Origin of the sequence: Methanobrevibacter filiformis, assembly GCF_001639265.1 — an archaeon.
Lineage (GTDB): Archaea > Methanobacteriota > Methanobacteria > Methanobacteriales > Methanobacteriaceae > Methanacia > Methanacia filiformis.
Map to the genome: position 1 here is coordinate 1 of NZ_LWMT01000254.1, position 14996 is coordinate 14996.

10 protein-coding genes are annotated in these 14996 nt (G+C 26.0%); 9 read left to right on the forward strand and 1 reads right to left on the reverse strand.

The genetic code is table 11. The annotated features are described in order from the left end of the window. Positions 1-1653: 1653 nt before the first annotated feature. The gene (gene purB / locus MBFIL_RS07760) at positions 1654-3003 is read left to right on the forward strand and encodes an adenylosuccinate lyase (protein WP_066973263.1); all 1350 of its coding nucleotides are present in this window, start codon (positions 1654-1656) and stop codon (positions 3001-3003) included. 39 nt (positions 3004-3042) lie between these two features. Continuing rightward, positions 3043-4563, forward strand: a complete 1521-nt coding sequence (locus MBFIL_RS10650; protein ID WP_066973265.1) for a hypothetical protein — start codon at positions 3043-3045, stop codon at positions 4561-4563. A gap of 166 nt (positions 4564-4729) precedes the next feature. On the opposite strand, the gene MBFIL_RS07770 is transcribed toward MBFIL_RS10650, so the two are convergent. Then, positions 4730-7264: a heavy metal translocating P-type ATPase gene (locus MBFIL_RS07770; RefSeq protein WP_066973267.1), complete on the reverse strand. Its 2535-nt coding sequence runs from the start codon at positions 7262-7264 to the stop codon at positions 4730-4732. A 265-nt stretch (positions 7265-7529) separates the two neighbouring features. On the opposite strand from MBFIL_RS07770, the gene MBFIL_RS07775 reads away from it, so the two are divergent. The 7 genes from MBFIL_RS07775 (at position 7530) to MBFIL_RS07805 (ending at position 14896) form a co-directional block, all read left to right on the forward strand. After that, complete coding sequence (locus MBFIL_RS07775) at positions 7530-9038, forward strand: catalase (RefSeq protein WP_066973269.1); 1509 nt, start codon at positions 7530-7532, stop codon at positions 9036-9038. An 886-nt stretch (positions 9039-9924) separates the two neighbouring features. Then, positions 9925-10920, forward strand: coding sequence for a glycosyltransferase (locus MBFIL_RS07780; RefSeq protein ID WP_066973271.1), 996 nt, complete (start codon positions 9925-9927; stop codon positions 10918-10920). 140 nt (positions 10921-11060) lie between these two features. Further along, a complete protein-coding gene (locus MBFIL_RS07785; RefSeq protein ID WP_066973273.1) occupies positions 11061-12290 on the forward strand; it encodes a GDP-mannose 4,6-dehydratase in 1230 nt (409 codons plus the stop codon). 471 nt (positions 12291-12761) lie between these two features. Then, positions 12762-13295 carry a DUF2115 family protein gene (locus MBFIL_RS07790; protein ID WP_066973275.1) on the forward strand — a complete coding sequence of 178 codons (534 nt, stop codon included), beginning with the start codon at positions 12762-12764 and terminating at the stop codon, positions 13293-13295. A 178-nt stretch (positions 13296-13473) separates the two neighbouring features. After that, positions 13474-13698, forward strand: coding sequence for a hypothetical protein (locus MBFIL_RS07795; RefSeq protein ID WP_066973277.1), 225 nt, complete (start codon positions 13474-13476; stop codon positions 13696-13698). Positions 13699-13846: 148 nt separating this feature from the next. After that, on the forward strand, positions 13847-14215 hold the full coding sequence (locus tag MBFIL_RS07800) for a YbaN family protein (RefSeq protein WP_169805521.1): 369 nt from the start codon (positions 13847-13849) through the stop codon (positions 14213-14215). Between the two features lie 105 nt (positions 14216-14320). Further along, positions 14321-14896, forward strand: coding sequence for a DUF4240 domain-containing protein (locus MBFIL_RS07805; RefSeq protein ID WP_066973281.1), 576 nt, complete (start codon positions 14321-14323; stop codon positions 14894-14896). Positions 14897-14996: the final 100 nt, after the last annotated feature.

Sequence of the window (14996 nt, forward strand, 5' to 3'; positions counted from 1 at the left end):
GCTGCAACTAATGAAATAAACATCAGAAATGCAATATACAATACAATACGAACAAGAAATCTAAAAGACACAATATACTAGAAAAAACATAAATAAACATAGTATAAAACCATACATGTCTAAATAATTATCCCTTAGTCAGTATGCCATTTATCAAAACATAANTCATACAAAAGCACTAATTTATTAATACAAATTTCATAATAAATGCACAAAAACTTAATAAAAAAAAGATTATTAAAGTCATTAATGCATAAAATCATATTTCAACACAAAGATTAATAAACTTTACTAAAAAACAATCAACAAACATAAACCACTTAAAACCCAATAAACTAAATAATAATCCTTATTTTAACTTAATATTACTTCATAATCACAATATAAACCAATAAATATCAATTAACTAATCAATAAATTATGGAAGATCTCCTTTACTTTTCAGTAAATAACAATTAAGTCCAATTAAGTCCGATTTTATCTTTATTTTCAATATTAAAGAATGATATATTTAATATTGTAATCATTTAATATTGTGACAGTAATATTGTAATTAGTTATATATCATTGTAATTGCTTTAAAATCATCTAAAATTAGCATTAATTATTATAATTGCTTTAAAATCATCTAAAATTAGCATTAATTATTATAATTGCTTTAAAATCATCTAAAATTAGCAATTAATCACACTAAAATTCCTAAAAACTCAGTAAAAATAGTATAAAATCTATGTAAATTAAAACAATAAATATTAAACAAAAATAATTAAAAATAGGCTTAATAAATATTAAGGGTCTTATCTTAATCAAGATTATATTTATTTTGAATAAAACTTTCCAATATTAAAAACATGAGTATAAATAAGATAGTAATGTGGTTTTTACTACCATTACGTGTTTAGTATAATACAATGTAATTCAATAAAGACCATAGACCCCTATATTTAATATGAATTAAACCTAATTAAAACTGAACAGGATGCAAATTAAACGATAATCGGTGGGTGGTTGGGTGGTTGATTACCGTTTAACAAATTATTACAACGATTGTAAAAATAAGGCATCCTGCGATTGTATGTAAATAAATTTTTCAACTTAATTACACACATAACATATTATGTTTTTTATTATATATAAAGTTTGTTATTTATGAAACAACTTATCAAACATACTATATTTTTTATGAAATGTATAATAATTATTGTTTATTGTTATTGATAATAACTATTTTTTTATAAATTTCGTACAACTATTGAAAAATTAATAATAATTAGAAAAATAGTTAAATTTTACAAACCTATTTTTTAAAAACAGCTATTTTTAAAATAATTTTTTTTATAAATGTTTCTATTTCAAATATAAGTTTCATTAAATAAATATAATTATATTTAATGTAATTTAATAATATATATTTATATTTAATATAACTCATAGTAAATTATAATTTTATACAATATTACATAATATTTACTACATCATAATATTTAATACCATATTTTCTATATTAATATACAATCTAGCTATATCTAGCATTCATATTAATTAATATTTAAATTATATATAATATATTATCACTATTTAATACTATACTAATATTATTTAATAAAAATATATCTGATAATTAATTTTAATAAGTGTATAAGGAGCGTTAAAATGGCTATTCATCCTATTGAGTTTAGATATGGAACACCCGAGATGAAAAACATCTGGGAATCTGAAAATAAATTACAAAAAATGTTAGATGTTGAATCAGCATTATCCCAAGCAGAAGCAGCTCTTGAAATTATCCCACAGGAAGTTGCAGATGAAATAAAATCAAAAGCATACACAAAATATGTTACACTTCAACGTGTAAATGAAATTGAGAGAGAAACTAACCATGATATTGCTTCTCTTGTTAAAGGACTTGCTGAACAATGTAAAGGTGATGCAGGAGAATATGTTCATTTTGGTGCAACATCCAATGATATAGTGGATAGTTCTAACTCATTACTCTTTAAAGAATCAATTGATGTTTTAAAAGAGAAAGTTCAAAGATTAACTAACTTAATATTGAAATTAGCAAAAGAAAACATTGATAATGTTTGTATTGGAAGAACTCATGGACAACATGCACTTCCAACAACTTATGGGATGAAATTCGCTCTTTGGGCAGATGAACTCCATAGACAATATGAGAGATTAGAATCTGCACAAAAAAATTTATGTGTTGGAAAAATGGATGGGGCAGTTGGAACAACAGCAGCACTTGGTGAAGTAGGCTGGGAAATCCATAAAAAAGTATCTGAGATTTTAAATTTGCCTCCAGCAAAAATAACAAACCAAGTAGTTCAAAGAGACAATCATGTTGAATTTATGATGGTGATGGCAAACATATCAACAACCTTAGATAAAATAGCTCTTGAAATAAGGAATCTACAAAGAACAGAAATTATGGAACTTGGAGAGTATTTTGATCCTGAGAAACAAGTAGGTAGTAGTACAATGCCTCATAAAATGAATCCTATTACTGCAGAACGTATTTGTGGTGTTTCAAGAGTAGTTAGATCATATGTAATAGCTGCAATGGAGAATAATCCTCTATGGCATGAAAGAGATCTTACAAATTCTTCATCAGAAAGAATCATGTTTCCTGAAAGTTGTATTCTCCTAGATTACATCCTTAATTTAACCATAAAACTAATGGATAATTTAGTTTTCTATCCTGAAAACATAGAAAAAAATCTAAACATGACTAATGGTTTAATCATGGCTGAAAGACTAATGGCAGAACTTACAAGAAAAGGAATGGGTCGTCAAACTGCATATGCTAATGTAAGGGCATGTGCAATAAGAGCAAATAAAGAGAATAAACTTCTTAAAAATATGATTCAAGAAAAAGAAGAAGTTATGAAATACTTAAATTTGGAAGACCTTGAAACAATTATGGATCCTCACACATACGTAGGATCTAGTAAAACAATTGTAAATGAGTTATTGGAATCTTCTAAATACTGGTTTTAAGAAATAAAAATATTTAAAAATATTTATAAGAGGTATTAAATGACAAACCTGAAAGTTTTAAAATTAATCGATTTAAAATCAACAACAGTGATAGGCACAGCTGTAAACTTTTTTATAGGCTTGATTGTAGCTATAATAGCTATTATTGTACTTGCTGTATTGGCAGGTGCAAATTTCAGTTCATTTTATGTTTTATTAATTGTAGGCTTTGTATTTTTAAATTTACTTTTATCTATTATCTGTTATTTTGGAGGAGGATTTTTAATTAACTTCCTTTTAAAACATATTAAAGATGCTACATTTGATTTAACAGAAGAAGGAGAGTTTAAAAATTTTTCAATAATTTCAATATCAATCATAGTTTCATTGTTCACTTTAATTGTTTATTTAATAATGTATCCAATTGAACTATCTTTTTTAATGCTTACTTTACCAAGTTTATCTCAAATAAGTCCATCCATTGTGAATTCATTAGGTGTTTTAATAAGCACTTCTAGAATGCTTTCATTAACCATTTATACTTTTGTTGGATCATTTATTCTATCAGTAGTAGGATTATTTGTTTATAACAACATAAGTAAATTAACTGGTGGTATTAAAACTGAATTAAATAAGAAAGACCAAGGAACAATTGAAATAGACTCTTTCAATGTTGCTAGGACTTCATCAATTATAGGAATAGTTTTAGGAATAGTATCTTTTGTTTTAGGAATATTGTTTATATTATTCTCTCTATTATTAACAAATGCTACTGCATTTTTCTCAAATCCTGGTTCAATTATTATTGCATTATCTGGTAATATTCAATTATTGTTATTATTTGTAGTAATTGGTTTTGTAGTATCATTCTTCTTAATTGCAATCTATTGTTTAATTTATAACAATATATCTGACAAGTTAGATAAAATAACTTTAAAAATTAGAGATGCACCAATCAAACCTAAAAAAGAAGATAAAAAAAGAGATGAACAAGACAAAAAAGCTAAACGAGCTAAAGAAAAACAAGATAGAAAAGTTAGGAAAGAAAAGGATAGGAAAGAAAAGAAAAACAGAAAAGAAAAACAAGAAGAATTAAAACAAAAAATCCAGAAAAAAGATGAAAATATTGAATTAGAAGAATATAATGATTCAAACAACAATCACCTAAAGAAAGATAAATTAATTGAAGAAGAAATTAGTGAAGAAAAAGGAATTGAAGGAGAATTAACGGAACAAACTAAAAAAGGTAATAAGAGAAAAGGACTTTTCTCTAGAAAATCTAAAGATAAAACAGAAGAAGATTCTGAACAAGAAATCCAAGAACAATCTGCTGTTGAATCAATTAATAATGAACAAGAGCAAGGTGTAGAAGAAGAACCAAAAGCAGATGAATCACGAAAACAAGGTAAAGAGGAAGATTCACAAGATATGGAAGAACAGGAGGAACAAACTAAACAACGAACTGAACAGGTTAATAAAGAATCTAATTCAGCAAAAGCAACTAATAAACCTAATAAACAAACTAGAAGAGACAAAAGAAGAAATAGGAGAAATAGAAGAAAAAGAAAAGCTAAAAAATAGCTTGGTAAGACTTGATAAGTAATTTTAGTAAATATTTTATTTTAAAATAAATTATGGACTTATTCTCACCATGGAATAATGATTGGAATAATGATAATAAGAAAAGCGGATAAAGTAGTTAAAAAAGCAACAGTAAAAAAGATTTGAAAAAGCCAGCTTTGATTTTTCATTTTTTATCTAATACTGGTGGAACATATCCTTTAAGAGTTAAAGATAGTGTTATCACTGTTACAGAACTTAAAGCCATAGCTAAACCTGCAAATTCTGGTTTAAATATTATGTTGAATGGTAGATATAATAGTCCTGCAGCTATTGGGATTAATATTATATTATACGCAAATGCCCAGAAAATGTTTTCTTTAATTCTTTTCATTACTTTTTTAGAGAATTGAATTGCACCAACAACACTTTGAAGATTTCCTTTAATTAAAACTATATCTCCACTTTCCATAGCTATATCAGTTCCACTACCTATTGCAACACCAACATCTGCTTGTGAAATAGCTGGAGCATCATTAATACCGTCTCCAACAAACATTACTTTTTTCTGGTCATTATTTTGAATAGCTATTACTTTATCAAGTTTTTCATTAGGTAATACTTCTGAAACTACATTATCTATTCCAACAGTTCTTGCAACATTTTCTGCAGTTTTTTCATTATCTCCAGTTATCATATAAGTTTCAATATTCATAGATTTAAGTAAATCAATAGTATTTTTTGAATCACTCTTAATTTTATCCATTAAAGCTATAATTCCTTTAATTTCATCTCCTATTGATAGAATTAATGTTGTTTTTCCATTACTTGTAAATTCTAAATATTTATTTAAAATATCTTCATTAATAGCTATTTTTTCATAGGTAAACAATTTTTTAGATCCTACTCTTACTATTTCTCCATTAATTGTTCCTTTTAAACCAAGTCCTACGATATTTTCAAAATTATCAATATTTTTTAAGTTTAAATTTAATTCTTTTGCTTTTTTTGTGATTGTTTTAGCTATTGGATGTGTTGAATTTTTTTCTAAACTGGATATTATAGTAATTAATTCTTCATAGTCAATGTTGGAATTGGGATTTAAGTAAACATCTTCTATTTTTAAATTCCCTTCTGTTAATGTTCCAGTTTTATCAAAAATAGCTGTATCTATATTACAAGCATTTTGTAATGATTCTCCATTTTTAATTAATATTCCATACTCTGACATTCGTCCTATGCCAACTGTAATCGCTGTTGGAGTAGCAAGACCTAATGCACAAGGACAAGCAACAACTAATATTGATATAAGTGTTGTTAAAGAGAATAAAAGTGATGCTTTCATGAGTATAAACCAAAATGCAAAGGATACAATAGCTATTATAATAATTGTTGGAATGAAGTATTTTACAACTTTATCTGCAATTCCTTGGACTGGAGGCTTGGAGTTTTGAGCTTTTTCAACTAAATCAATGATTTGTGATAAAACAGTTTCAGATCCAACACTTGTAGATTTTATATGTAATGCTCCATCTTGATTTAGTGTTCCTGAATAAACTTTACTATTTTCCTCCTCTTTATTTTTAAGTTTAGGTAGTGGTTCACCTGTAATCATTGATTCATCAACATAACTATTTCCATTTATAGTAACTCCATCAACTGGAATTTTATCTCCTGGCTTAACAAGTACAATATCATTAATATTAATGTCTTCTATTAAAATTTCTTTTTCTATGTATCCTTGTTCTTTATCTTTTGTTTCTGTGTATTCTGTCTTTGTATTGTTAGTGTTTTCATTTGGAGTAATGATTATCGCTGTTTTTGGTTGAAGTTCCATTAATTGTTTAATTGAGTTGGATGTTTGTTTTTTTGCTCTTGCTTCAAGGTATCGTCCTAACATTAAAAATGAAGCTAACATAATAGCTGTTTCATAAAACATAAAGCTTGAATCAAGAATAATGTTAAATGTTCCAAGTAAACTTGATATAAATGCTACGAGAATTCCCATTGAATACATCACATCCATATTCAATATTTTATGAGTGAGTGATTTAAATCCTGCTTTTAAAATTGGATATGATACATAAATAAATGGTATAGTAGCTATTATTAAAGATAGCATAGACATTGAAAGCCATTCTATATCCATTAAATACATATGTAGATTTGAAAACATCAAAACCATAAGTATCCCAGAAAAAGTAAACCCTACAATTATTCTGTTTCGTTTAGATTTTAAGTCTTCTTTGTATTTATTATCATCTAAATCACTGTTAATTTGATCAGATATTCCAATAAAATCAAATCCAAGACTTTCAATTGTATTCTTCATGTCATCAATTGAAACAAGATCTTTATTATATGTAATGTAAGTTTTTTGTGATGTTAGATTTACAATAGCTTTATATATTCCATCAAGATGATTTAATGCTTTTTCAATATTGCTCACACATACTGCACAGTGCATACCATCTAATTTTAGAGTAACCTCATCTTTTTTAACTTCAAATCCAAGATTTTCAATATTTTCATTAATTTCATTAATAGTTATTTTATCTGAATCAAATTTAATATTTGCACTATTGGAACTTAGATTCACACTTACATTGTCTACACCTTCAAGTTTATTTACTGTAGCTTCAATAGTATTTGCACAAACTCCGCAATGCATTCCTTCTATTGAAATTTTAACATTTTTAACTACTGATTTTTTATTATCCATAACTATCCTCTTTAAAACTAAAAAATAATTTATTTATATATTTATATAATATTACTTTTATCATTTTCATAAGTTTTATTATATAAGAATAGGAAACAATAAAAAAATATTTATATTATGTAACATAAATAAGTTAATACTATAACTTAAATATTTAATATTTTAATAAGATTTGAATTTATGGATAGATATATTGATATGTTATTAAATTAATAGCTATTTTATATTAATTTTGTTCATTGATTTAATATTATAGGTGTTCATAATGGCAAATAAGAAATTAACAACAAATAAAGGAATTCCCGTTCCTAATGATCAAGCGTCAATTACAACTGGAAAAGGATCAAGCTATACATTAATACAGGATACTCATTTAATGGAGAAATTAGCCCATTTTACTCGTGAAAGGACACCTGAAAGGGTTGTTCATGCTAAAGGTGCAGGGGCACATGGTTATTTTGAAGTTACAAATGATTTATCTAAATACTCCCGAGCTAAATTTTTATCAGAAGTAGGTAAAAAAACAGACATGTTTGTAAGGTTTTCTACTGTAGGTGGTGAAAAAGGTTCTGCTGATGCTAAAAGGGATCCAAGAGGTTTTGCATTAAAATTCTATACGGAAGAAGGTAATTATGATTTAGTTGGAAATAATATTCCGATATTCTTTATTAGAGATGCTATTAAATTTCCTGATTTCGTTCATACACAAAAAAGAGATCCTACTACAAATTTAGCTGATACCACTATGTTTTGGGACTTTTTATCACTTACTCCAGAATCAGTTCACCAAGCAACATTTTTATTTACAGATAGAGGAACTCCATTAAACTATAGGCACATGGATGGGTTTTCAAGCCATACTTACATGTGGTACAATGAAAAAAATGAATATGTATGGGTTAAATACCATTTTAAAACAGTGTTAGGTAATGCTACATTAACAAATGATGAAGCTGTTAAAATCTGTGGTGAAAACCCTGATCATGCAACAGAAGATTTATTTATAGCTATTGAAGAAGAAGATTATCCTCAGTGGGATGTTTTTGTTCAAATAATGACGCCAGAAGAAGCTTTAGAGTACCAATTTGATCCATTTGATGTAACAAAAGTATGGTATCATGGAGATTATCCTTTAATACCTCTGGGCAAAATGGTTTTAAATAGAAACCCTAAAAATTACTTTGCTGAAGTAGAACAAGCTGCATTTGCACCATCTAACTTTGTTCCAGGTATAGGACCTTCTCCTGATAGATTGCTTCAAGGAAGATTATTTGCATATGAAGATGCTCAAAGACATAGATTAGGTGCAAACCATCATCAAATCCCAATTAATCGCCCTAAAAATGCAAAAGCTACTAATTATCAAAGAGATGGTCCAATGAATGTTAGTGATAATGGTGGTTCTACTCCTAACTATTATCCAAACTCATTTAATGGATCAGAACCAGATAGCACAGTAACTCCACCAACAATCGATGTTGATGCTCATATTAATCGACACACAAGAGAAATAGAAGATGTAGACTTCGTCCAAGTAGGGGAGTTCTGGAGAAGAGTTTTAAGCAAAACAGACAAAGAACATTTAGTATATAACTTAAAACAACACTTAGGAAATGCACAAGAAAGAATCCAATACAGACAAACTGCACTATTCTACAAAGCAGAACCAGAATATGGAACAGCAGTAGCAAATGCCTTAGGTTTAAACACAGAAAAAGTCAAAGAACTATCATCATTAACTCCTGAAGAACGAGCAAATGCTACTAAACAATAAATAGCTAAAGTTTTATAAGTTAATTAGTTATTTAATTCATATTATTTTTATATTAATTATTTTTACTTACTTTTACTTATTTCTATTTATTTTATCAGTTTAGGTATATTATAATTTAAAATAATTGGTTATAAACCATTAAATTATTAAAATTTGTACATAACATGTTTTATTTTTCGCATATTTTGTGTTTACTGTATATAATTTAAAACAAATCATCAAAAACAAATCAAAAATTAAATTAAGACATAAAAAACATGTAAAAATAAAATCAACAATTACAAATCTTACATTTAATCATGAATAATACCATACTAAATTTATTAATTTATTTTCTATTGAGTTATATAATTGTCATGTGTTAATACTTTTTTTAATATAAGTTTATATTTTTAATATAGAATAACAAAATTTATATGTATTTATTTACATATATATTAATATCATTAACAAAATTATATTTTTAATAATTAAGTACATTTAAATAATGAACAAGTAAATATAGAATAATCAATAAATTATAAAATAATTAATAAATAATTATAAAATATGGAGATAAATGCTAAAATAGATTAGTGTCTTGTTAATAGTTCGCCCTTTTTAAGGAAAAAGGAATTGATATATTTTAGGCAAATCATGATATTGCTTCAATAGTTTCTTATTGTGTGATGAAAAGTAAAATTGATATTATCTATTTAAAAACATCCAGATTAAATAAATATAAATATATTATAAAAGACTATGATTTAGTATGATATACTGTTAGATAATGCAATGATACATTTAACATTTGATAAAGTTTCATTTATTTATAACAGTTTTATTAAAAGTTTATTATTAATTTTTACCATATAATAATGCAGAATCATGAATGAGGAGATAAAAGATGGACATATCTTTAATTGCACGGTCATTTCAAACTCACAAACAAGGATTGGGAACTTACTCTAAAATGCTTTATGAAAGTATTAAAAATGAAAAAGATTTTAATATTAATTTAATTTCTCATGATGATAGTTTTTTCCAAAAAGACAGCTCTTTGGATTATCTATTTTATTTCTTAATAGAAGTATTGTTTAAATTAAGAAAATCAGACATATATCATGCAATATCTCCATTAGAAGGGTTTTATTTAAATAAAAAAAAATCAATAGTTACAATACATGATTTAATACCTATAAAAATGGCAGAAAACGATTTGCAATCAAAGTTAACTAAATTTTTATTTGAAAAAGCTATTAAAAGAAGTGTTGAGTTTAAAAAGATTATTGTTGATTCTGAACAGACTGCAAAAGAATTAAGTGAAGAATATAATGTAAATTATGATAATATAAGTATTGTAAGAATTGCAATTGACCCTAAGTTTTTTCCAAAAAATATAGAAAATGATATTTTTACAATAGGGACTGTTTCTCATTTGAACAAAAGAAAAAGAATATCACTTCTTATTGAATCATTTTTAGAAGCAAATATTCCTGATTCTCAACTTTTAATTGGAGGCAAAGGTCCAGAACTAGAAAATTTAAAAGAAATATCTAACAATGATAATAGAATTAAGTTTTTAGGTTTTATTCCTGATGAAGAAATGAATGATTTTTATAATTTATTAGATGTTTTTGTTTTCCCTACACAAATGGAAGGGTATGGTTTACCTGTTGTTGAAGCTATGGCTTGTGGAAAACCAGTTATAATGCTTAAAGATGCCTATGTTCCAGCAGACGTTAAAAATAAAACCCATATTTCTTCTATCAAAAATTTAGCTAAGGATTTAAATGAAAAAAATTTTAATTGTGATATAGATGCTAACCTAAAGTTTGCCCAAGAACATTCAATTGAAAAAATGGGTGAAGAAATGATCGAGATATATAAAAATATGATTTAGATAATGATAATGGAATAGCTATATAAAAATATGATTTAGATAATGATAATGGAATAGCTATTATGTAAATTATAATTATCTGTAAAATTACAAATATAAATTAATAAAAATATAAAATTAAATGGGTAATATGTGATAATATGAGTTGGAGTAATAAAAATGTTTTAATAACTGGAATAAGTGGATTTGTAGGATCTTATTTATCTGATAAATTGCTTGAAGAAGGAGCAAATGTTTTTGGTTTAGTTAGAAATCGAGCAGATGGAAGTATTTATAAAAATTTGTTTGATAAGAAAATTGTAGATGATGTTACATTAACTAAAGGTGATTTATTAGATATTACTTCTATAGCTAATGCATTAGATGAATCTTCTCCAGATTATATTTTTCATTTAGGAGCTCAATCATTTGTACCTAGATCATTTGAAAATTCTGCAGAAACTCAGCAAATAAATGGGATTGGCACATCCAACTTATTAGAAGCTGTTATTTCAAAGGAAGTTAATCCTAAGGTTATTTTTGCAGGATCAAGTGAAGAGTATGGTTTGATAATTTCTTCAAAACGACAATATGAAAATGCCAAAAAAGAGTATGGTACTATTTTCCCAGAACCTGAAAGAATTCCAGAAGTACCAACTACTGAAACTGACTATTTAAGACCTATGTCTCCTTATGCTGTTTCAAAAGTATATGGTGATTACTTAATGAGAAATTATTATCATTCTTATGGTTTAGATACTGTTGTTTCTCGAGCATTTAATCATGAAGGTGCAGGTAGAGGATTGAATTTTGTAACCTCTGTTATCACAAACCAAGCTATGAAATATAAATTAGGTGAAATTGATAAAATTAAAATTGGTAATATAAATGCATTTAGAGATTGGACCCATGTTAAAGATATTATCAATGGTTATTTAACTTTAGCTGAAAAAGGAAGAAGTGGAGATGTTTATAACCAAGGATCTATGAGAACAAATTCAGTTTTAACCTATATATTATTAAGTTTAGAAGAATCTGGATTCCCTATTGATAAAATAGAAACCTTTAAAAACGATAAAATAATTAAAGACCCTACAGAAACAGATAAATCGGAAATATTTGGGATTAATTTTGAAAAAACAAAAGTCGACCAATTGATTCTTGAAGATAATCTTAATTTCACCTTAAAAGATGAAGGAATTAATGTATACTCTGGAGACAAAAAAATAAAAATAGAATTTGATGAAAATAGATTTAGACCTGCAGAAGTCCCTATTTTACTTTCAAACACAGATAAAATTCAAAAGTTAGGTTTAAAAACTCAATACACTGTAAATAATATTATTAAAGATCAACTTAATTATTTCCTAAAAAAAGAAAATAGGGAGTAAAGAATAAACTAAATGATTTATTTTAATGACAACCAGGTCAAATAACAGGATCAAACGTTATAGTGTCTAGATTTCACATGATAACTACTTATTATTATTTATTATTATTTAATTTTTGATTAGCAGCACTGGTTTTTCCACAAAACAGGAAAATTACTAATGAATCTAATAAACTGCACAAAATAATATGAAACTTATTGAATAAAAGTGTACTGTGAGACAAATTAATTCATAGCTATTAATTATAGATTTAAATCAATTCCAGTTTAATGTTAGTAAAAGCATTTCTTAATTTGAATTGATTATTTTTTGAAATAGCTTTTGTTCAAATTTTTTTCAAAAGTTTGTTTCATGTTAGTAAAAGCATTTCTTATTTGAATTGATTATTTTTTGAAATAGCTTTTGTTCAAACTTTTTTAAAAGTTTGTTTCATGGCTATAAAAAATTAAATTATATTCTGAGGCTTTATTAATGTTTGAAGATTTTAAAACACTAGAAAAACAGGAAAAAATATCTAAAAATGATGTATTGAAAGTTTTAAAGAAAGGGGCTAAGGATATTTCTATTTTTGATATTATGAATTCTACAAATAACTTTAGACAAGCTTGTAAATATGTGAGGGATGAATATAAAGGCTATTTTGATGATATTTATATTAAAAACTTTTACATGAAAGTGAAAGACATCTCAAGTGATAACAATAGCTATGAAAGCTATATTAATAAAAATAAGTTTTTGAAGTCAATTGATTATTTTCAAAAACAAGATCAAGATAGGGAAGAAATAGACTTAGATAATAGTTATGAAAAACAAAGATTAATCTATTATTTAATATGTATATACACTACCTATGTTTTAGATGAACCTATTCATGCTGTCGGAAGTGTTTTTCCAGGTCATACTACTGTTAGACAAGTAGGTGATTTGTACTACTGTCCAGTTAAGGCAAACAATAGTAATAATCCTAAAGCAGTTTGTAGATATTGTATTGCTCATCAAGGATAGCTATTAAGCTTTTAAAAACGAGAGATCAAAGATTTCTCTAAATTTCGCTAGAAATTAAAGTTGATCAAGAATATACTCATAAATAATGAATAACTATTCTATTTTTGTTATTCAGTAGATTCTATCCTATAAACTCAGTATATTAATTGATTTTAAAGAGCTTGTTTCAGTTTATTTCATGTATAATGAAAGGTTTGGAGACTCTGGTTTTTGTTTTATTTATAATAAAATGCCAACAATATCTAACAATATAAGTTTTAATAATTTCATTGATACATTTTTTGATTGTGAATCGGAATTACCAGATGATGAGTATTTTGATGAATACTCTCTTATTTTTTCTCATTTTTTAACAAAAATCGATTTAATCAATGAAAAACATCATATAGGTGAAATTGGTTAATTATTGCCTATTTTTAACAGCTATGTCTTGATAATATATTTCAATTCTATATTATATATAAATTTATATGCTCTAGAATAGATATAAGTAATATAAATTAAGAATATTCATAGTCATATTATAAAACCAGTTTAACTCAATGATCATCATGAATATCAAGCGTTCTCTATTTCTCACAGTGGGATCAGTGTCTTTAAGTTTGGGAGTTATTGGAATTGTTATTCCAGTTTTACCTACAACTCCATTTATCCTAATTTCAGCATTTTGTTTTGCAAATAGTTCAAAAAGAGCTGAAAAGTGGTTATTATCTAATAAATACTTTAGAATTTACATTGAAAACTACAGAAATAAGACAGGAATTCCAAAAAGTCTCAAAATCCAGAGCATTTCCTTTCTATGGATAATGCTCATTTTATCAATGTTGATTACTCGAAATATTTTAATAGCTATTGTACTTGTAATTGTTGGGATTTGTGTTACAATACATCTTTATATTATGAAAACAAAAATAGAATAATATGTCTTATTTTTAATAGCTATATTTAACATACTTTTTAAGAAGTAATATAAATTTTATTTTAATAATTTTATTTTATACTTAACTATTTATTTGGTGATATTTATGATGGGCAAAGATGAATTTTGGTTTTTAATACAAACTGCATATAGTGAAGCAAATTGGGAAACAGATAAGCAAATGGAGATTTTAATAGGTAAATTGTCACAATATGAGGTAGAAGAAATCTTAAAGTTTGGAGCAATTCACGATTTATATGCAGATGAATCTTACAAAAGTAAATTATGGGCTGCAGCATATATTATGAATGGTGGTTGCTCTGGTGACTGCTTTGATTATTTTAGAGGTTGGTTAATATCTCAAGGGGAGATACAATTTTTAAATGCTCTTGAAAATCCTGATTCAATAGCTGAGTTGGATATTCCAGAGGATACAGAATATTTTGAAAATGAAGCAATGTTATCTGTTGCTCTTCAAGCGTTTATGAAAAATACTGGAACAGATGATATTAATAGCTATTTTGAGAAATCAGGAAAATATAATTTACCTGAAGAAGAAAGAGAAGATATTATAAACTCAATAATTTTTGATGAAGACATTGATGCTTATTGGGATGATAACAACACAGATTCATTGAGAGAGTTATGTCCAAACTGTTTGTGTCAAAAAGTTGCCTCCTGAAAAATTGATTATTACTAAAATAATGATTTATCATAACATTTAGGTCCATTTTAATTCATCGTTCTGTCTTTCAATTATTGGTTTTAAATAAGACATAGCT

Excerpts from the sequence above, each read along its gene's own strand:
- purB (WP_066973263.1), top strand. The coding sequence starts at position 1,654 with ATGGCTATTCATCCTATTGAGTTTAGATATGGAACACCCGAGATGAAA.
- MBFIL_RS10650 (WP_066973265.1), top strand. The coding sequence starts at position 3,043 with ATGACAAACCTGAAAGTTTTAAAATTAATCGATTTAAAATCAACAACA.
- MBFIL_RS07770 (WP_066973267.1), bottom strand. The coding sequence starts at position 7,264 with ATGGATAATAAAAAATCAGTAGTTAAAAATGTTAAAATTTCAATAGAA.
- MBFIL_RS07775 (WP_066973269.1), top strand. The coding sequence starts at position 7,530 with ATGGCAAATAAGAAATTAACAACAAATAAAGGAATTCCCGTTCCTAAT.
- MBFIL_RS07780 (WP_066973271.1), top strand. The coding sequence starts at position 9,925 with ATGGACATATCTTTAATTGCACGGTCATTTCAAACTCACAAACAAGGA.
- MBFIL_RS07785 (WP_066973273.1), top strand. The coding sequence starts at position 11,061 with ATGAGTTGGAGTAATAAAAATGTTTTAATAACTGGAATAAGTGGATTT.
- MBFIL_RS07790 (WP_066973275.1), top strand. The coding sequence starts at position 12,762 with ATGTTTGAAGATTTTAAAACACTAGAAAAACAGGAAAAAATATCTAAA.
- MBFIL_RS07795 (WP_066973277.1), top strand. The coding sequence starts at position 13,474 with ATGTATAATGAAAGGTTTGGAGACTCTGGTTTTTGTTTTATTTATAAT.
- MBFIL_RS07800 (WP_169805521.1), top strand. The coding sequence starts at position 13,847 with ATGAATATCAAGCGTTCTCTATTTCTCACAGTGGGATCAGTGTCTTTA.
- MBFIL_RS07805 (WP_066973281.1), top strand. The coding sequence starts at position 14,321 with ATGATGGGCAAAGATGAATTTTGGTTTTTAATACAAACTGCATATAGT.